The organism is Alkalicoccobacillus plakortidis (assembly GCF_023703085.1).
GTDB classification, from domain to species: Bacteria; Bacillota; Bacilli; order Bacillales; family Bacillaceae_D; genus Alkalicoccobacillus; species Alkalicoccobacillus plakortidis.
Map to the genome: position 1 here is coordinate 366544 of NZ_JAMQJY010000002.1, position 17806 is coordinate 384349.

21 protein-coding genes and 4 pseudogenes are annotated in these 17806 nt (G+C 38.3%); 9 read left to right on the forward strand and 16 right to left on the reverse strand.

The window, feature by feature from the left end:
* Nucleotides 1–325 precede the first annotated feature (325 nt).
* The 4 genes and pseudogenes from NDM98_RS16380 to NDM98_RS24215 form a co-directional block, all read right to left on the reverse strand.
* Nucleotides 326–985 (reverse strand): hypothetical protein, encoded by a 660-nt coding sequence (locus NDM98_RS16380; RefSeq protein ID WP_251610008.1) that lies wholly within the window; start codon nt 983–985, stop codon nt 326–328.
* Nucleotides 986–988: 3 nt separating this feature from the next.
* Nucleotides 989–1642: pseudogene (locus NDM98_RS16385) on the reverse strand (GNAT family N-acetyltransferase).
* A gap of 118 nt (nt 1643–1760) precedes the next feature.
* On the reverse strand, nt 1761–2231 hold the full coding sequence (locus NDM98_RS16390; RefSeq protein ID WP_251610010.1) for a GNAT family N-acetyltransferase: 471 nt from the start codon (nt 2229–2231) through the stop codon (nt 1761–1763).
* Nucleotides 2228–3490, reverse strand: a complete 1263-nt coding sequence (locus NDM98_RS24215) for a S41 family peptidase (protein WP_251610012.1) — start codon at nt 3488–3490, stop codon at nt 2228–2230. The genes NDM98_RS16390 and NDM98_RS24215 overlap by 4 nt, the downstream gene beginning before the upstream one ends.
* 212 nt (nt 3491–3702) lie before the next feature.
* On the opposite strand from NDM98_RS24215, the gene NDM98_RS16400 reads away from it, so the two are divergent.
* From NDM98_RS16400 to NDM98_RS16410, 3 genes are read left to right on the forward strand one after another with little or no spacing between them, the layout of a single operon-like run.
* Nucleotides 3703–3939: a LacI family DNA-binding transcriptional regulator gene (locus tag NDM98_RS16400; protein ID WP_251610014.1), complete on the forward strand. Its 237-nt coding sequence runs from the start codon at nt 3703–3705 to the stop codon at nt 3937–3939.
* Nucleotides 3893–4330 (forward strand): type 1 periplasmic-binding domain-containing protein, encoded by a 438-nt coding sequence (locus NDM98_RS16405; RefSeq protein WP_251610016.1) that lies wholly within the window; start codon nt 3893–3895, stop codon nt 4328–4330. The genes NDM98_RS16400 and NDM98_RS16405 overlap by 47 nt, the downstream gene beginning before the upstream one ends.
* A 40-nt stretch (nt 4331–4370) precedes the next feature.
* On the forward strand, nt 4371–4664 hold the full coding sequence (locus tag NDM98_RS16410; protein ID WP_251610017.1) for a substrate-binding domain-containing protein: 294 nt from the start codon (nt 4371–4373) through the stop codon (nt 4662–4664).
* Here NDM98_RS16410 and NDM98_RS16415 read toward each other — a convergent pair.
* Entirely contained in the window at nt 4661–4801 is a 141-nt protein-coding gene (locus tag NDM98_RS16415) for a hypothetical protein (protein WP_251610019.1), read from the reverse strand. The two genes, NDM98_RS16410 and NDM98_RS16415, sit on opposite strands and share 4 nt — an antisense overlap.
* Nucleotides 4802–5047: 246 nt before the next feature.
* Here NDM98_RS16415 and NDM98_RS16420 point away from each other — a divergent pair, with 246 nt between their 5' ends.
* Complete coding sequence (locus tag NDM98_RS16420) at nt 5048–5434, forward strand: hypothetical protein (protein ID WP_251610021.1); 387 nt, start codon at nt 5048–5050, stop codon at nt 5432–5434.
* An 83-nt stretch (nt 5435–5517) separates the two neighbouring features.
* Here the strand turns inward: NDM98_RS16420 and NDM98_RS16425 are convergent, their stop codons facing one another.
* Both NDM98_RS16425 and NDM98_RS16430 read right to left on the reverse strand, forming a co-directional pair.
* Complete coding sequence (locus NDM98_RS16425; RefSeq protein WP_251610023.1) at nt 5518–6432, reverse strand: macrolide 2'-phosphotransferase; 915 nt, start codon at nt 6430–6432, stop codon at nt 5518–5520.
* Between the two features lie 39 nt (nt 6433–6471).
* Nucleotides 6472–7047 (reverse strand): plasmid pRiA4b ORF-3 family protein, encoded by a 576-nt coding sequence (locus tag NDM98_RS16430; protein ID WP_251610025.1) that lies wholly within the window; start codon nt 7045–7047, stop codon nt 6472–6474.
* A 125-nt stretch (nt 7048–7172) separates the two neighbouring features.
* On the opposite strand from NDM98_RS16430, the gene NDM98_RS16435 reads away from it, so the two are divergent.
* Together NDM98_RS16435 and NDM98_RS16440 are read left to right on the forward strand one after the other, a co-directional pair.
* Nucleotides 7173–7616, forward strand: coding sequence for an OsmC family protein (locus tag NDM98_RS16435; RefSeq protein WP_251610027.1), 444 nt, complete (start codon nt 7173–7175; stop codon nt 7614–7616).
* Between the two features lie 45 nt (nt 7617–7661).
* Nucleotides 7662–7949 carry a hypothetical protein gene (locus tag NDM98_RS16440; RefSeq protein WP_251610029.1) on the forward strand — a complete coding sequence of 96 codons (288 nt, stop codon included), beginning with the start codon at nt 7662–7664 and terminating at the stop codon, nt 7947–7949.
* 318 nt (nt 7950–8267) lie between these two features.
* Here NDM98_RS16440 and NDM98_RS16445 read toward each other — a convergent pair whose 3' ends face one another.
* The 5 genes and pseudogenes from NDM98_RS16445 to rlmD all read right to left on the reverse strand — a co-directional run bounded on the left by NDM98_RS16445 (nt 8268) and on the right by rlmD (nt 12741).
* Nucleotides 8268–8537, reverse strand: coding sequence for a hypothetical protein (locus NDM98_RS16445; protein WP_251610031.1), 270 nt, complete (start codon nt 8535–8537; stop codon nt 8268–8270).
* A gap of 168 nt (nt 8538–8705) precedes the next feature.
* Nucleotides 8706–9678, reverse strand: a pseudogene (locus tag NDM98_RS16450) (tRNA dihydrouridine synthase).
* A gap of 213 nt (nt 9679–9891) precedes the next feature.
* Nucleotides 9892–10641, reverse strand: a complete 750-nt coding sequence (locus NDM98_RS16455) for an alpha/beta fold hydrolase (RefSeq protein ID WP_251610033.1) — start codon at nt 10639–10641, stop codon at nt 9892–9894.
* Between the two features lie 133 nt (nt 10642–10774).
* A complete protein-coding gene (locus tag NDM98_RS16460) occupies nt 10775–11179 on the reverse strand; it encodes a hypothetical protein (RefSeq protein WP_251610035.1) in 405 nt (134 codons plus the stop codon).
* 177 nt (nt 11180–11356) lie between these two features.
* Nucleotides 11357–12741: pseudogene (gene rlmD, locus NDM98_RS16465) on the reverse strand (23S rRNA (uracil(1939)-C(5))-methyltransferase RlmD).
* Between the two features lie 163 nt (nt 12742–12904).
* On the opposite strand from rlmD, the gene NDM98_RS16470 reads away from it, so the two are divergent.
* On the forward strand, nt 12905–13096 hold the full coding sequence (locus NDM98_RS16470; RefSeq protein ID WP_251610037.1) for a hypothetical protein: 192 nt from the start codon (nt 12905–12907) through the stop codon (nt 13094–13096).
* 587 nt (nt 13097–13683) lie between these two features.
* Here NDM98_RS16470 and NDM98_RS16475 read toward each other — a convergent pair.
* The 4 genes and pseudogenes from NDM98_RS16475 to NDM98_RS16490 form a co-directional block, all read right to left on the reverse strand.
* On the reverse strand, nt 13684–14031 hold the full coding sequence (locus tag NDM98_RS16475; protein WP_251610039.1) for an MmcQ/YjbR family DNA-binding protein: 348 nt from the start codon (nt 14029–14031) through the stop codon (nt 13684–13686).
* Between the two features lie 47 nt (nt 14032–14078).
* Nucleotides 14079–15275, reverse strand: a complete 1197-nt coding sequence (locus tag NDM98_RS16480) for a YhgE/Pip domain-containing protein (protein WP_251610041.1) — start codon at nt 15273–15275, stop codon at nt 14079–14081.
* A gap of 84 nt (nt 15276–15359) precedes the next feature.
* Complete coding sequence (locus NDM98_RS16485; protein WP_251610042.1) at nt 15360–15944, reverse strand: TetR/AcrR family transcriptional regulator; 585 nt, start codon at nt 15942–15944, stop codon at nt 15360–15362.
* Between the two features lie 74 nt (nt 15945–16018).
* A pseudogene (locus NDM98_RS16490) lies at nt 16019–16475 on the reverse strand (flavodoxin).
* A 125-nt stretch (nt 16476–16600) separates the two neighbouring features.
* Between NDM98_RS16490 and NDM98_RS16495 the strand changes: the two are divergent.
* On the forward strand, nt 16601–17140 hold the full coding sequence (locus NDM98_RS16495) for a hypothetical protein (RefSeq protein WP_251610044.1): 540 nt from the start codon (nt 16601–16603) through the stop codon (nt 17138–17140).
* A 16-nt stretch (nt 17141–17156) separates the two neighbouring features.
* Nucleotides 17157–17669, forward strand: a complete 513-nt coding sequence (locus tag NDM98_RS16500; protein ID WP_251610045.1) for a hypothetical protein — start codon at nt 17157–17159, stop codon at nt 17667–17669.
* Nucleotides 17670–17806: the final 137 nt, after the last annotated feature.

Consider the following 17806-nt stretch of genomic DNA (forward strand, 5'->3'; position numbering starts at 1 on the left):
TGTGTATTGTTTAGTGCTATACCCTAACTATTAAGAATTAGTTCTACTTGCTTATTTCCAATATATTATTTTTGAGCACACTGGCCTCATTTTTAAGCATTATTAATTTTTTTGAGCATCGCTCCTATTTTTTAAACATATTCAAAGCTTTTCCGCGCATAATTCGATTTTTTGAGCGCCGGGCTTAATTATTTGAGCACTTGAGCGATATTTTTGAGCATTGGTATTCCGCATATTCTCCTCAACAGTACATTTAAACGCAAAAAACCATTCCAGTTCAAAATTGGAACAGTTCTTTTATTATCTACTCCACTTTAAAAGTAGGTCAGCTCGATACGCATACTTCTTCTCCAGCACGATTCCCGCCAAGCGAATTCTCCCACTCTTCTTCAAAGCACATATACCAAAACTGCGATTGATCTAATTTTGCAATGGCGTGTCTTGTTTCGGTACAGGATTGTGGGTCAAATACATAGGCTTTAATTCGATCTAAATCGTGTAGTTGGTCGTAATATCGGTAAATCATTAATGCGTGTGACCCTAGTTTTTCGTTTCGTGATAGTACCATCTGGTTTAAGTAGTCGATACGCTCAAAATCATCTACATACTGAATGCCAATCACATGCTCTGGGTGGTAGCCTTCTTCTGTTTCAGTAAAAAGCTTTTCGATTGTCTCTTCGTCTTTTTTCGAAAGATTTTCTCTTTCTAGGTGCATGGAAAGAGAAATGTAGTTCTCTTTATCAATTCTTGCATCCATCTTCCACCACGATAAATCCATCGGTCGTGATCTGCCATCTAGTTTGTTGATCTTTGAATCTTCTATGTACGATTCAAATCCTAACCACTCTCCTAAACGCGCGAAGTAGTCAATTTCTCGGCTTGTAAACATGGAACGGTTATGTTGCAAGGATAAATTTAATCTACGATAGTTCCGGACATAACCTTCAAAAAATTGCATGAGGTGAAAAGAGGGATAATCGATCATCGTTCACTCCTTTATTAGTTTCTTCTCAAAACAAATACATTCATGTACTCGCTTGAACGTTTTCTTAATCGTTTCTTGATCATCGCCTACATAATGGGCAAAGCCTTGAACAGGATAAAATTCTGCAATACTAGAGGATAGCGCTTCTTTTATTTCATCACCACTATCTACAAAGACCTGCAAATAGGAATCGACGTTTTCGAAATGGTTACTTTGATACCATTTATTCACCCATTCATCATCTCTGGTCCAAGCCTCCAGTCGATTGATCTTCTTTTCCTTTGCTTGTTTTTCAGCCTCTTCAAGCAATAAATGACCTATTCCTTTTCTGCGATAGTCAGGATGAACGGCAATATGCCAGATCATTCCTCCAGCCCTTCACCTCTTGAACAGACTGTTCTTTCTTTAAGTTCGTATTCAAGATCTAATAATCCAACTACTTGGTCACCCTCAACGGCCACTAACTCAATGGATGGATTCTCATAGATTTCCTTTTGTCTAAGCACGTTATCAAAATAAGCTGTGTCCAAAAATGAAAGAACTCTACAGCGTAGCCAAGCTGGTTTCATCTGTTGGCTGATAATTTCGTATGATGATGATGTTCACCTCATTTTCAGCAAAATATTTGAAAGTCTTGGATTGTACTACATTGATCATTTCTTCATGTATAGGAAAGGGATAAAACTCCGAACATTCTTTTTTGAACTGGCATTTTTTTGATTGACTGCAAGGGTGGTTACTTTTTTGTGTTTTAAATCAAAGATCCCCACAATAACTATATCTCTATCTTCGCTATCAATTCCCCATCCTCATCAACTTGTCCCGTCTCTTCAATTCCTACATAAGCATACAGGTTTCTTGCTGCCTCATTTTCAGGTTCATATGAAAGATAGATCGCTACTGCTTCGCCTTTAGGAAATTCTTTTATGTAATCTATCGCTTTTAGGACAGCCGACTTGCCATATCCCTTCTTTTGGTGCAGTTTATCGATCATCAGCCTTACAATATTGTAGCAAGCTCCATCTCCATTTTCATGAACGTGCTCATAGGTCATCATGAAACCAATTAAAGTCTCATCCGTATAAATGGCAAAAGGCATTACTGTGGTTTCCCCTTCTACCGTAGCCACGTACGCTTGTGCAAGGCTGTATACATTAGATGCAACAAAATGTTTTTGCCCTTCATCGACTTCTAAGTTCAGACATCTATCAAAGTTTTCCCACGTAATTTCTCTAAACTCAATCATTTTCCAGCCTCTTTCCGCAGGTACTCAACAGCTTTCTGCAAATCTACGTCTCTCTCAACATGCTCCGGTGTCCAAGGTACATACACGTTAGGCTCGATCCCTTTTCCAGTCATACCTAATCCTTGATCAATACGAGATAATCGAGAGCTAGCATACATAAGTTCAAAACCTTCCTGCCATTCCTGTGTGACAAGGTTTGCATAATCGTTTACACCCATGGTTGGTCTGCCTAGGACCGTCACTTTGTTGGACTTTTTACAGAGTTCAACAAATGATTCTCCTGAACTGGCACATCCTGAGTCTGTTAGAATGACCACCTTTTTTGGGTAGTCTGTTCCTTTCACAAACGTATCTGGTAAAAATGTATCAAAATTAAACTCCACAAATTCATTACCTTGATGCTTCTCCCACTGATCCTTATATGCTTTTAGAAACATGAGAGCTTGCTCATCCTCTATTTGCTTAATATCATCTTCAAGCTCACGCAATGCGCGTTTTGCATTGTTAATTGTGCAATGATACAGCATTTTATCTTCTGTATCTCTGAGCTCTACCCCTTCTTTTGGCATTAGAAAAGGTAGGAGCGGATAAAAGTTTGAATCACTTCCGCCACAATTTTCACGTACATCAATAATCCAGTTTTCCGTTTGCTGCAATAACTCTTGATTTTCTAGCACTAGCTTCATCATTGCATCAGGATTCATAAAATCTGTAAAGGTCAGCTTTATTGAATCATTTGATAGAACTTCTAAGTTATACGACGCTTTGTATTCCCGTCTTTCAACTTGCTTGAACTGAACCGTACTGAGATTGCCTTCTTGCTCCATCACTTCACCAAAACTATACTTCAACAAAATAGGAAGCCAATTCTCTCTTTCTGCATGATTTTCTTGTAGTAATCGACTATGTTTTTGTCTTAATTCTTCTACAGAATAGCCCCCTAATGAAAGAAAGCTCGTTCCTCTTTTAATTGAACTATCCGAGTGAACGTGTGTAACCACCAGCCTTTGCTCATATCTTCGTACCCTGAAGCCAGGATCTTTCATTTCTTTCCTCCGCACACTTGTATCCAGAAACCGAATATGATGATCCTTAAAATCTAGCAAATAATCCTGAACATGTTCAACAAATTCTTCTCGAGTCATTGGGTTTTTCAGTCCCTTAAGAAACGCCTGAGGATCATCCCAACCTTGCTTGTCCTTCCAACCCGCATAATCATGATGCATCGTATGTATAATCTCTTTTGCTATTTTCTCCACAAAGTCACCTCACACCTAATATTCGACATATATAGAAATAAACCTTCATTAAATTCCTCTCTCTCCTATTGACCTGGAATGCATTTCATATAATAAGATCAAATAAGCCACTCGTCGGCGTCATTCGAGCTGAAGCGTAACGACGGTGGCATTTTGTCGTGCTGACAGAGTATGATGGAAATAAATCGTTTATAAAATAGGAGCTATTTACAATGACAACCATACATGATATTGCAAAACTGGCTGGCGTTTCAGCTTCAACTGTCTCAAGAGTTTTGAATAACCATCCATATGTACAACAAGAGAAGGTAGAAGCTGTTCAAAAAGCAATCAACGAAACAGGTTACATTCAAAATATACATGCCATTCACTTAAAAAAAGGATCCACCAATCTAATCGGAATTGTGGTGCCATTTTTGGATCAGCCTTATTTTAGCCAAGCTCGTTGATGGAATCGCAAAAGCCGTTTCTAAGACAGACTTTCATATCCTAATCTTTCAAACTCAATATGTTGAGTCAAAAGAGCTTGAAGCTCTTGAACTCTTAAAAACTAAACAAATTGATAGCTTAATCTTCTGTTCGCGAAATGTAGGGTTGGATGTCATTAAGAAATACAGCAGAAGTGGTAAAATTGTGTTACTCGAGGATGTTCAAGTAGAGGGAATGAGTTGCACGTATATGAATCACTATCATTATTTTAGCGCTGCTCTGGAGTATTTATTTGAGAAAAATCATAACCGAATTGGCATTTGCATAAGCCGTGGGAATAGTACAAGCAGTTTTCAGCGTAAAAAAGCATTTGAAGATTTTTGTGAAAGAAACCAAGCTTCCCTTAAATGAAAATGATATTTTTACTGATTGCTTATACTTGGACGATGGTATGCAACTTGCAGATAAACTTTTTCATACGATGGATCGACCTTCCGCTTTACTAGTAACAAACGATCAAGTCGCAGCTGGTCTGTATACGGCGTCTATAAATCTAGGTTGGACGGTCCCCGATGACATTGCAATCATTGGATTTGATAATCAGCCCATCTCAAAAGCACTAAACATGAGCACAATTCATATACCCTTCAATTCTGTTGGAGAGCAACTTATCACACAGGCCACTCAGGCAACCATTTCTCACCACGAGATAAAATTAGACTTTATCGAAAGGGGCACAGTTTAAATTATCATTAAAACCGCATAAACTAATAAACCAACAACAAGAATAAACCCACCAACCATAACAAAACCGTAGACAAATCCTTTACCCATTGCAAATAAATCTAATGTCATTTCTTTAAATAGATTTATAATAAACATATGTAACCTCCGTTATAAAGAGCCATCACCCGCTTCAGGTAGCTCATGATATTCTTCTTTTTATAGATAATCTCTTGACGTTTTTCGTAGGAGAGTCCATTACAGTTGGCAGCCAACCAAAATGAAACTAAAACTAATAGGAAAAACGTTCATTCCTTAAACATATGACTTAAGACAATAGGAACCACCTGTCTCTGAAGGTATACTTTTAGGTGGCAAGTAACATAGAGAAAGAAGGACTCAAAAATGGACATTTCCTCTAGCTTATCTATTGCTGTCATGGCTTTACTTCTCTTAATAGCATGCTTCCAACTACTCCTTGCACTTGGCTTGCCGTTTGGTGAATATGCAATGGGAGGATTTCATACCATACTACCTAAAAACTTACGAGTTGTAAGCTTAATTAATGCTGTTATTTTATTATTTATAGGCTTAGTATTCTTAGTACATACAAATAAAGTAACCGTATTAACATTTTTACCGACTTCTATTTTAGTATGGGTATTCACCGTATTTTTGGCACTTAACACCATCGCCAATGCCTTCTCTAAAAGTACAAAAGAACGAGTCGTGATGACCCCTATATCTGGGCTATTATTTATATTGTGCTTGATGATTGTTCTGTTGAATTGACTAGTTTCCCAAAATAACTATTCGACATACCATGCCAAAATCCTCTTACGTAGAAAAAAGACAATTGCAATGGAGCAATCGTCTTACTTGCTATCCGTTTTAACTTGTAACGTCTCTTTCACCATCTCTAAGTACTCTTCGCTTCCTGAAATCAGTGCAAACTCAGCTATCGCAACCGGATAGGCTGCTTCCAACTCAATAATATGCTCTTTCATTTTTGACCAGACGTACCCTCCTGCTTCCTCATAGGCTTGGATAAGCATCTCAAGACCTGCTTCTCCAAACACCTTGTAGTGAGCAACAAAATCACTCGATACATCCGTCACTTGAGCTTCGGTCCAATCGATTAGTCCAGTTACGTTACATGCATGATCTATTAAGATGTGGCCAGGGTGTATATCTCCATGAATGAATCCAGTTTGCTTTGGCCACATCTCATCATTTTCTACCCAGATCTGCCAACGTTCCCATAGAGCATCTCCTACACCTAGCTTTTCTTTTACAGCTCGCATTCGTGCTCTCATTGATTGCTGAGCTTCTTCTGGCGTATGAGTGGTTAGACCAACCGCTCTTGCTCTTTCTACATCTACAGAGTGTAACTCAACCAACACTCTTGCTAATGTATGATGGAATCGATCGGGAATATCTTCAACCTCAACCTCCCATACATAGTTCATGATCTCATGATCAATTGTGCCAAGTGGAACTCCGTTTAACTTCTTATACGCAATTAATTCATCCGTATAAATCTCCCACCTCGGAGCTTGAAAGGCAATCACCTGCTCATTCACCACATCGAGCGCCAACTTCTCAGGCTTAGTCCGAGCGATTACATCCTCACGTCTTGGAATCCGCAGTACCCATTCATAACCTTCTTGATCCTCTGCAAATACCGCTTGAAAATCTAATCCTGACTCATTCATGATTAAGGAACTTTCTTTTATTGGCAACCCATGCTCGGTTGCTAACTGAATGACTTCATTTTTTGATAGACTCATTTTCTCACGCTCCCTCTTCTTAAAAGTGCACTCCATTCTTTAACATTTAATTCTATTTAATTTCCGGTTTATTTCATTCAGATAAAAATAGTTAGGATCAAATTTCCGTCCACCCGTATCTTTTTCAGCCCAGAGTAACATGAAATTGTAATCCTCATGAGTAGGATCACTTATAACCTTTCTGAATTCCTCGTAGCCATCAGGACCACCAACATCTTCTGGAGGGCGATTTTTGGCACCATCGATACAAATTGGAGTATGTTTTTCTTCATCAACAATAACAATTTTTTCAACAACTACTTTATGCTGCCACGAATCACCAAAATCGTATTCATATATAAACGTTTTATGTTGATTGAAAACAGTATCAATCTTTGTTCTTTTTGGATGTCTCTCGTCTTCATGCAATTGAAATTCCATATCAGGTTCTTTAATAAGAAAATCTGGAAACTGAAATGAAAATAAGTGATAATCCTGCCAATCAAATGCAGCTTGAATTACCTTATGAAATTTGTGAAACGTAATTCCACTCGGAACCAGCACTCTTCTCCAAATTGCTGGTTTAATATCATTTAACGTAATCTTGACCTGATAATATTCTCTTTCATTACTCATCTTTATCACCTCACTTATAAAATTAACATACTACATTCATTAAAACATTCAGAACCACTGCATTATCATATTAAAACAGCAAATGGTAGAATATTTATGGATAGAACAACTAAGGAGGTCCCAACATGGCACAACACAGCTTTCACCTTAAAGCAAACTGGCCAGGCTTACGAAACGATGTAGGTGATATTGAATCAGGCAATCTCATCACAAAAATCTCCATCCCACCAGAAATGGACGGACCTGGTGTTGGAACAAACCCCGACGAAATGCTGCTTGGAGCCGCAGCCACCTGCTATATTATCACTCTCGCAGCCATGATGGAGCGTAGTAAATTAGAGAAAACTGGTCTGACAATGACATCAGAGGGCATTGTAGATGTCACAAAAGGTGTGATTACCTACAAAAAGATCATCCACCGTCCTGAGATTGTCTTGAAAGAAGACGCCTCTGAAAAAGATATTGAGCTTGCAAAGAAACTCGCGGAAAAGGCAGAGTCATCTTGTATGATAAGCAGAGCGATTCAAGGGAATGTAGAAGTTGAGCTTGAGGCGAAGGTTATATCATAAGTGTAATAGATGTGATCGATTTTCAAATTATGAGGAGGACTGGTAATGGACGTTCAATTATTAGTATTTTTCCACTCAAGTGATAACTCAAAACAGGAACTCATGAGTAAAACATATGAATCCACTATACGTCCGGTTGCAGGAGATATCATTCATGACCCTGGGTTTCATTCAAAGTTCCACAATGGATATGAAGTAGCTAAAGTAACAATCGATTACTCTGAGGATGAATGCTTAGTTTCCCTATCCCCTCTTGTAGTCGAGCGACAAGAAATTACTTTTGAAGAATATAAGGAGCATTTGCGGGAGAATGGATGGAGTTCGGTTAGCTGATACTTATCTTAGTCTTTCTTACTGATGTAATTATAAATTGAGTGAGCGAAGCAATGATATATGGATTAATTACTACTAGTATTAAGAATTCTACTTTTTGGTTATTTTTATTTGGTCAATCTTAGCTTATTTTTGTCTCCTACCAACTGTTTGCGTTTTTGAGCACAGTTGGTTCTTTTTTGAGCATTTTAAAGTTTTTTGCCCATACAGCCATGATTTTTGAGCACCATCAATACATTTTTGCGCATTAATGTATTTTTTGAGCACCCTCAACGGATTTTCGCGCGTTAGATTGGATTTTTCGCGCAGGCTTGTTAATCAGAGCCTCGTCATCTCATAAATTGCATCTACCACAAACCATAACGGAAGAATCCATCCAAGTAGTAATAGTTTATTATGTTTCTGCTCCTTCTGAAATACGATTAGAAGCAAACTTAAAGTGATTGCTATGATTAGATAACTTGATATTGTGTACCACGGATTTATTGATTCACCTGGCCCTAATCTGCTGAGACTCACAAACCGGAACACGGAAAGACTAACGACGATGACTCCTAGAAAAATCATAATCCCCTTTAGAAATCTCATATGTTATCTCTCCTTTACTTATATTAATTCTATCATTCACACATCCCAAAATTATAATAAGGCAAAAAAGGAGTAAGAAACAGCATTCAAAGACTTAATGTACAATATTCACAAATAAAAACAGCTCCCAATTCCCTTTAAAAGAAATCGAAAGCTGTACTCTTAATTCTATTTAACTTCTTCCTCTACCCTAAACGCATCCAACAACCCACGAACTTCATCTGTCGTCTTAGCATTCATCAATTGATTTCTCAACTCACCTGCCCCGCGGAAATCACGGACATAGATTTTAAAGAATCGATGGAGAGGCTTAAAGGCACGTGATTCAATCGCATGATAGTGGTCATGGAGATCTAATTGTAAACGTAAAAGATCAAGTAACTCATCACTCGTATGTTCTTTTGGTTCAACTTCAAAGGCAAATGGATTTGTAAAGATTCCACGGCCGATCATCACACCATCAACTCCGTATTTCTCCACAAGCTCCATCCCAACTTGACGATTTGGAATGTCACCGTTGATTGTCAAAAGAGTGTCTGGGGCAATCTCATCACGAAGCTTCTTAATCTCGGGAATTAGTTCCCAATGGGCCTCAACTTTGCTCATTTCCTTTTTGGTACGCAGGTGAATGGAAAGATTGGCAATGTCTTGTTCTAAGATGTGAGTTAACCACTCGCGCCACTCTTCCACTTTGGAGTATCCAAGTCTTGTCTTCACACTGACAGGTAAGCCACCTGCTTTTGCTGCTTGAATCAGTTCTGCGGCGACGTCAGGACGACGAATCAAACCACTTCCCTTTCCGTTTCCAAGCCACATTCGCAACAGGGCAGCCCATGTTAAGATCAATTCCCTTAAAACCCATCTCTGCCATGCCAATACTCATTTCTCTGAAAAATTCAGGCTTGTCCCCCCAGATGTGAGCAACAAGTGGTTGCTCGTCCTCTGTAAAAGTTAAACGTCCACGCACACTTTGCTTCCCGTCCGGATGACAGTAGCTTTCTGAGTTTGTAAATTCGGTGAAAAAGACATCTGGTCTTGCTGCTTTACTCACAACATGGCGAAAGACAACGTCCGTTACGTCTTCCATTGGTGCTAGTATAAAAAATGGTCGTGGTAGGTCATTCCAAAAATTTTCTTTCATTATATCTTCTTTCCTTTCAATTATCTGATGACACATGTATAAATTGTTATATTAATGATTTACTTATGGGGGTTACATAAAAAGAAAAGACCCCAAATTCGATTTTAACGAAAAGTGGGGTGAACTAGCAAGTTTATTTTATATTGGAAGAAGTAATATTCACTTAGTATTCTCAACTTCTCGCTCTCATTCTAGTTGGGAATATATAAATTCCTATTTATCAACTAAAGCTTTTATCGCATTAATTACAATTTCAGGTTTATCAGATTGAACATAATGTGTGCTATATTCCGCAATGATAAAATCACTTTTCGTTGATAATGATAACAGTTCTTTTTGCATGTCGTTCCATAGTTCCTGAGATGCTTCAGAATAATGATCTTTTTTTCCCGCGGATATTACGACAAGTTGCACTGTAAGTTTTCTTCTTGCTTCTTTCACTTGTTTTAAGCTTTCCATAAATTCACTGTAAGTACTTTCTGATGTGAATTGCTTTTGATATGCTTCTTGAAATTCTTTTGGCATGGTTGGAAGGAATTTATCCTTATAATTTTCTGGTGTCGAATCAATCAATACTAATCCATTCACTTCATTTGGATACTCCGTTGCAAATAGACGCATATTAATTCCACCAAAAGAATGACCAACTAAAATATAAGGAGGCTTGAGTTCCATATTAGAAAGTAATTCATGTAATTCTAATACCATTTCCTTACTTGTTCTTTTCTTTGAGCTAATTCCACTCTTTCCTAAACCCGCTCTATCATAAATAAGCACTTCAGTTAACTTTGAAATCTCAGGAGCAATGTGTTTCCATGTTTTTGAATAATCACCGTAACCCGCATCCATGATGACGGTTGATTTGTCTATTTTCTCTCCAAGTAACTTTGCATAAAGTTGAAAATCATTTACCTCAATAAACATCTCTTTTTGTTTGTCTTTATCTATCTTCTGCTTCGTCATTTTATTCAATCCCCTACTTGAACCTAATATAGGCAATATATTTAGATTTCTTGTTTAGTTAGATTGATATCATTTCAAATATAACCCTAAGCGATTTGCTCTACAGAACTACTGCTATTTTTTAATTTAAAATTTATTTAATAGTATCTGTTAATTCGAAATAGTACACACTAGGTTCCACCTTATCAAACTGATCTTTACTGCTAGTTATTTTAGCCTTCGTATCTTCGTTTTCTAGCAGGGAAATCTCAAATGATACATCTTCAATAAAATCTAGTTCTGATTCTTCAAATTGAAATACTAGAGACTCCCCTTTTTTAATATCAGAGCCATCAGCATTTGAACTACCCTGATTACTCTTTAAATGACCATTTTCATATCCTTTTATTTCAATTCCATTCATTTTGACATCGGAGTTGTTTTTAATCGTCAGTGTTACATTCTCTTTATGAATCGTTTCTTCTTCTGAAGAATTAGAACATGCAGAAATAAAAATGAGAATCGTTAAGGGAATTGCAAATCCTATAAACTTCTTCACATTATCCACTCCTTTATACTCTCGATTTGCATTTCCATTTTTTCCTGTTATAGATATCCTATTATAAAATTTATCGTTTATCAATATATTTTTATCTTAACTCATGAAAAATCAAGATAAAAAAAGAGCAAAGTCTTATAATTACCGTTACAAGACTTTGCACTCTTATTTTTGTTATTACTTATCTTTTCTAATTTCCATCTCCACCACACACTCCACGTGCGTACTCTGCGGAAACATGTCCACCGGCTGTACTTGCTTGGTTTTATATCCGCCTTCCTCAAGCACCTTCAAGTCCCTAGCTAGTGTAGCTGGGTTACAGCTGACATAGACGATGCGCTTTGGTTTCATGTCGAGCATCGTTTTCAATAGCTTTTCGTCACAGCCTTTTCTTGGTGGATCGACTACAAAGACGTCAGGGCGGATGCCTTGGGCTGCCCACCATGGGATGACGTTTTCGGCTTCGCCTACTGCGAAATCGGTGTTAGTGAGGCCGTTCAATTCGGCGTTGCGTTTGGCGTCGCTGATGGCTTCGGGTACGATTTCAACGCCGTAGACGTGTTTGGCTTGCTGGGCTAGAAAAAGTGAGATTGTTCCGATGCCACAATAGGCGTCGATGACTGTTTCTGAGCCGCTTAGGTTGGCGTATTCAAGTGTTTTGTCATATAAGACCTTGGTTTGTTCTGGGTTGACTTGGTAAAAGGATCGGGCTGAGATCGCAAACTTAATGGAACCGATTGAGTCGTAAATATACTCTTCTCCCCAGAGAACCTTGGTCTTGTCACCAAAAATGACGTTTGTGCGTTTTGGGTTGATGTTCTGCACAATCGATTTTACAGCTTGGAAAGGCTGTTCGAATGTCTTCAATAATATTCTTTTTGTTTGGTAGGGCTTCGTCTCGCGTAACAAAGACAACCATCAGCTCTCCACTTTGACGTCCGTAACGGACAACAACATGACGCAAGGTGCCACGATGTTTGTCTTCATCATAGCCACGAATGCCATATTGATTAGCGATTTCTTTGACCTTTTGTACGATTGCATCACTATGCTCGTTTTGAATGATACATTCATCCATATCAACAATGCGATGACTACGCTCCTGATAAAATCCTGCAATCACTTCTCCATCTCGTTCGCCGACCGGGACCTGTGATTTGTTACGGTAGCGCCATGGGTTGTCCATGCCAAGGGTTGGTTGAACGGTGACATCAGTGATGCCCCCAAGTCGCTCTAGTGCATCTTGAACCTGCTTTTGCTTATAACGCAGCTGACCGTCGTATGTCATATGCTGCAGCTGACAGCCTCCGCATTGGCTGTAGATAGGACATGGTGCTTCGGTGCGGTCCGGACTTGGTTCGTGAATTGACATTAAACGTGCAAAACCGTAGCCCTTGCTTGTTTTAGTGACCTTCACTTCACAGGTCTCTCCAGGCAAGGCTTTTGGGATAAATAACGTATAGCCCTCATGTTTAGCAACGCCAAGCTCCTTGGTGGCTGAGGTCAGTAATCGTTACATCTAAGGTTTGATTTTTGTGTACGGGTGGTGTCATTTTACTCATCTATGGGTAATTCCTTTACGTCTAAATTTGGGTGTTGGGTTCATTTTACCATGAAAGATGGGTCGTTGATACATTGGGCATGGCATTGGATGAACCTATTGAATTGGTTTTTAGTGGGTGGTATGGTTGAATGACTACAAATTGAGATATTTGAGGTGGGACTGTGAAAGATACTTCATCAAGGAACATCGTTTTGTATGCTCTTTTGTTTGCTGTCCTCTTTTCAATCATCATTTCTATCCCCCGTTATATAACCGGAGATTTTAGTTTAATAGCTACAGCTGTGTTTTTTGTCATTGCCTTTGTCTTCAACTGTATCAGTCAATTAGCTTATCGAAAACTTAATCGGTCGTAAGAATACTGTTCACTGATCCATGTTTCAGATGGATTATTTTGGGTTATGAAATTAAAGAATGCTTCTATAAAGGAGGGATACACCTTGTCTTGGTTATCTAGTAATACTTTTTTAGCTTTGACGGCCTTCATGATTAGCATTGTTATGGTAGAAACTTCGATGCAAACTAGTTTGTCTGGTTGGGTTTATCAGTCGATTGAGCTGTTTCTCATTTTTGCCGTTTCATTTGGAATGTTAAAGCTTATATCTAGTAAAACTACGCAACCAATATTCAAAAGTACCTAATATGAATAACTACACCCTACATGGTTTTGGGGTGTTTTTTTATGATGTTCACATTGAATTGAGCTTGAAGTCTTGCTAGAGTCGACATCTCTCTTGATAAGACTAGAATAGGTCTTGAGAAAGCTCTAGCTCTCTTGATAAAACTCTATCCATCTTATTTACAAGTTAGGCTCTGTTGGCAACAACTCTCACCTCGTGACAAATCTCTGTCTATCTTGATGTCACACTCATTCTCCTTGTTAACACCACCACCTCAATAAAAAAAGAAACAAGCATCATTAGATACTTGCTTCTCTTGAATCTCATTCCCCGTTTATCTGCTTCTGCACTTTCTTCGGCAACTTACTCAGTACAAGCTCATAGGAATGCTCAATTAATGCTTGAGTCATGCCTTCATCTACGTCTGAGTCAAAATAGACCGAGTTCCAGTGGGTTTTGTTCATATGATAACCGGCTGTGATGCCTTCGTATTGCTCACGCAGTTCTTCAGCACGTATGGGATCACATTTTAAGATAATCATTGGTTTTTCGCCCATTAAGGCAAACATTTTTCCACCGATAAAATAGCGGTCTGCCTGCCAATCTGGTTGATAATCATGAGTGGCTACAGGCAAAGTCAAGCAGATGTCGTGCAATGTTTTTTTGTTCAATTGATTCGCCCCTTTTCTTTCATTATATCGTAAAGGGACAATGGCTGTTATTTAGAAGGTTGAATAAGAGCCTTTTGATGCTCGGGATGCTTTTGTAAGGCTACGCGTCCAACACTAATGATCAGAACTACGGCCATAATCATTAGAAGTGGTAGGAATTCCTGCGTCACTCCTGTACCTCCAAAGATCACAGTAAAGTATCCATCTGCCGCGTACGTTGCCGGCAGTATGCTTGAGATTGTTTGATAAAATGGTGAGAGCATCGCCACTGGTACGATTACTCCTGATGTAACGAGTTGCATGGAAAGCAATACAATATTGCCCATCATTCCTGCCGGACCAAGTAAAATTAAAAATGTTTGCGAGACTAGTAGGAACGATAGGAAGACTAGGAACTGATAGAACCATACTGTCCAAAATGGTAGTGTCACACTAATATCAAAAATGGCAATTAAGCCATACGTTAAAAAGGCAAGTCCTGCACTAACAAGTACATTAAGTAGCTGACGTGACCAGAACACACTCCATTTATTTAAGCCTTTACGTGCAAGTCCCATTACAGAAACTTGAATTTGCATATTCATGGTCATCGATCCCACAAATGAAGCAAGTACAAGCATCATTGGAATCATCGTTGCGGCAAAACCTTCTGTTTCATTTACACGGTTAATATCTGCAGTAATTGGTGCAAGATCAACTTGATCTAGTGTAGCTGATAGTTGCTCTTGAATTGTTGTAACTGCTTGCTCTGGTAGACCGCTGTCGCTAAGTTGACTAACAAATTGTTCTCCACCCATTGCTAGTTGTTGTGCAGCAACCTGTTCATTGATGGTGGTTGTGAGTTTTGTCGCTATTTGCTCTAGAGCTTGCTTACCCACTGTGGCTGAGGCTTGGTTGATTGAATAAGTAATCTCTGCTTTTTCATCTGAGCTTAATTTTTCTGTAAAGTCATTAGGGATGTGAACGATCATTTGAATCGTACGTTCTTGAAGCGCCTCTTCTGCCTCTGCTTCAGTTAATGTTGTATCTATTGTGAGCGGCAAATTCTGTTCTATTTGATCAGCTATCATCATACCTGCTTCGGTATCTTCATTTACTAGCGCTACATCAAGTTCCGTTATTCTCTCTTGTACGCCATCATAAGCTGTCAGCCAGACGCAGAAAAAGACAATCTGAAACACAAGAGCAATAATAATTCCTGCTTTTGTTGTTGGTTGTTTAAGTAATTGTTTAAAAGTATTCATGTGTTTCTCCTATCATTTTTTAATTAAAGTAAGTACTTACTTGCATTATTAACCAAAGAAAAAGCATTCACAGGAATGCTCGTTTTAGGGGGTGACGCCCCGTACAAACAGCTGAACACTTTCTCTTAAAAAGGTTTCATCTGGCATCGTTGTTACTCGATCTCCAAACCTAGCTTTGGAAATAAAGTAGCCAAAGTTAATCCAAATAAAATTAAGCGCCAAGGTCTCGCAATCCGTAGAGATGATCAAATTGCGTTTCTGCATTTCTTCAAAGTAGCTTGTCAAATAAAGCTTAAACTCTTTTGGACCGCGTGAGATCTGATCATTTAGCTCCTCAACCTTGTAAAACTCTTTGAATCCAAGCATCACAAAATCCTCGATACTACGCATGAATTGAAGATACCCATGGGCAATCTTAAAAAGATCCTTCTCCAAATCCCAAATAATTGCGTGATCAATGGTTTCTTTTAAACTTGGCCCAAACGTTTGACCCTCAACAACTTTTTCGAGAATGGTCTGCTTATTACCAAAATGCCGGAACAGCGTCACTTCATTACAGCCTGCTGTTTCAGCTATTAATCGAGTGGTTGTTCCCTGGTAACCATGTTCCTTCAAAAGCTCAAGTGCAGCGCTGAGAATACGTTGCTTTGTCTTTTCCTTTGCCGACATGTTTGCCCACCTTTAAATATGCAAGTAGTTACTTGCATATTATCGAATGGAGCCGAATCTGTCAATAAAAACAATCAAGCATGAATCTTAAGTTTCTCCGTAAAACCTTGCACAAACTGCTCGCAGGCTTCAAAGTCTTCATCAGTCTCAGGTGTAAATTCAATTTTTAATCCTTTTGTAGCAAGTACCGCCCCACATTTCTCTAACTTCCGCTCAAAAATATGGACCGCTTCGCAAAACTCTGGATACACCGCATCACCGGAACCAAATACTGCAGCCGTTTTACCTGATAAATCAACGTCATCCATCGCCTCAAAAAAGTCTTCTGCTTCATATGGCAAGTCGCCATCTCCCCATGTATATGAACCTATAACAATTCCATCATATTCTGAAAGCTGCGCTTGGATCGAATTCATCGATCTCCTCTAGGTCAACCTCATACCCTCTATCTCTAAGCTTTTTTGTTAGTAAATCAGCGATATCCTCTGTATTCCCTGACATACTTGCAAAGACCAATACAATTTTAGACATCGTCTCATCCTCTCCACTTATATACTCTAATTTTCATTGTATTAAGAATGAGAATCATTTTCAATAGTTTTTTTAACGTTTATTTGCTTTCGATAGAAGGTATTGGAATAAAAAGGAGTTGATTCATGTTGTTACCTTCTAAGGAACAACGCGAAGAGAATCGGAGAAACGTTCGTGAGCGGCATCATTGGAGTCGATTAGTTCAGATCATGGGACTACTTTGGCTTTTACATGTTCTGTTGCAGAATATGAGTAGTGCTTCTTCCTATATCTATCTACCATTGATCGGATTTCTTATAACAATTGCTCCCCTTGTCTCTGCTTATAGAGCCCGCAATAGCCACTCAACAAAAAGACGTTTTGTCGCAAAAGAACTTTATGAAATATGTCTTGCAGCGTCAGTTATCTATATCGTTATCTATTTATTCAGTTTGTTCAACTCAATGTCTTATAATTTTGAAAGAGGTGTAGTAGCAGGCATTTCAAGTGTCGGCATTATCGGACAAGGTCTATACTATCGTCACCTATATCAACGCTTGATTAAAATCCAACAAGTAGATCCAGAAGATGATCGTATGTCTAAAAAAGAAAAAAGAAACACATGGATTACTTTCTTCGTATTATTTATCCTCATATCTTCTTGGTATTTTATTTGGATTGTTTAAAAGGAGTGAAATAAAAATGAGAAAAAAAGATCAAGGCATTCCATATTATGATGAATTGAGTAAGTTACAGATGGTATTTCATCTATCTATCGTGTGGGCTACCCCATTACTTGTCTATCCATTTAGAGAGACTTTTATGTTTGTACTAGCGACGATTCTCATAATCTTTGGGTTTATCCCCATTGTCGTCACCCTTTTTTGGAATAAAGAAAAACAGGCAGACAGTTGGTGCCGAGTTGTGGCTAAAAGACTAAGGGACTCCTCGCTAGTGTTCATTATATCTATTGTTTTTGTTGTGGTTCTTTTTAGCTTTTTTTCAATAGATATTAATTTTGTTTTTGCAGGAGTTCTCATTAGCGTTTGTTTCTTTTCCTTTGTTTATTTTCAGATTCTATATCGGAAGATGGTTCGCATTCAAAATGTCCCCTTAACATTGGATGCAAAAAAATGGCGAGAGGATCTGCCAAGAGATTCAATCTTCATGCTTATTCTAGTTGCACTTATCATTATCTTTATATATTTTGTATGATCAAGGAATTTCCTATCTAAAATTGTCATAAAAGAACCAAAATTCAATTGACAAGATCTCAAAGAGGTTATACACTAATTGAGAATGATTATTGTTATTGCATACATAGTACACATACGTATTCATTCAATTCGTTA

What these genes read in the sequence shown, in the direction of transcription:
- NDM98_RS16380 (WP_251610008.1), bottom strand. Translation starts at nt 985, where the DNA reads ATGATCGATTATCCCTCTTTTCACCTCATGCAATTTTTTGAAGGTTAT.
- NDM98_RS16390 (WP_251610010.1), bottom strand. Translation starts at nt 2,231, where the DNA reads ATGATTGAGTTTAGAGAAATTACGTGGGAAAACTTTGATAGATGTCTG.
- NDM98_RS16400 (WP_251610014.1), top strand. Translation starts at nt 3,703, where the DNA reads ATGACAACCATACATGATATTGCAAAACTGGCTGGCGTTTCAGCTTCA.
- NDM98_RS16410 (WP_251610017.1), top strand. Translation starts at nt 4,371, where the DNA reads ATGCAACTTGCAGATAAACTTTTTCATACGATGGATCGACCTTCCGCT.
- NDM98_RS16415 (WP_251610019.1), bottom strand. Translation starts at nt 4,801, where the DNA reads ATGTTTATTATAAATCTATTTAAAGAAATGACATTAGATTTATTTGCA.
- NDM98_RS16420 (WP_251610021.1), top strand. Translation starts at nt 5,048, where the DNA reads ATGGACATTTCCTCTAGCTTATCTATTGCTGTCATGGCTTTACTTCTC.
- NDM98_RS16425 (WP_251610023.1), bottom strand. Translation starts at nt 6,432, where the DNA reads ATGAGTCTATCAAAAAATGAAGTCATTCAGTTAGCAACCGAGCATGGG.
- NDM98_RS16430 (WP_251610025.1), bottom strand. Translation starts at nt 7,047, where the DNA reads ATGAGTAATGAAAGAGAATATTATCAGGTCAAGATTACGTTAAATGAT.
- NDM98_RS16435 (WP_251610027.1), top strand. Translation starts at nt 7,173, where the DNA reads ATGGCACAACACAGCTTTCACCTTAAAGCAAACTGGCCAGGCTTACGA.
- NDM98_RS16440 (WP_251610029.1), top strand. Translation starts at nt 7,662, where the DNA reads ATGGACGTTCAATTATTAGTATTTTTCCACTCAAGTGATAACTCAAAA.
- NDM98_RS16445 (WP_251610031.1), bottom strand. Translation starts at nt 8,537, where the DNA reads ATGAGATTTCTAAAGGGGATTATGATTTTTCTAGGAGTCATCGTCGTT.
- NDM98_RS16455 (WP_251610033.1), bottom strand. Translation starts at nt 10,641, where the DNA reads ATGACGAAGCAGAAGATAGATAAAGACAAACAAAAAGAGATGTTTATT.
- NDM98_RS16480 (WP_251610041.1), bottom strand. Translation starts at nt 15,275, where the DNA reads ATGAATACTTTTAAACAATTACTTAAACAACCAACAACAAAAGCAGGA.
- NDM98_RS16485 (WP_251610042.1), bottom strand. Translation starts at nt 15,944, where the DNA reads ATGTCGGCAAAGGAAAAGACAAAGCAACGTATTCTCAGCGCTGCACTT.
- NDM98_RS16495 (WP_251610044.1), top strand. Translation starts at nt 16,601, where the DNA reads ATGTTGTTACCTTCTAAGGAACAACGCGAAGAGAATCGGAGAAACGTT.
- NDM98_RS16500 (WP_251610045.1), top strand. Translation starts at nt 17,157, where the DNA reads ATGAGAAAAAAAGATCAAGGCATTCCATATTATGATGAATTGAGTAAG.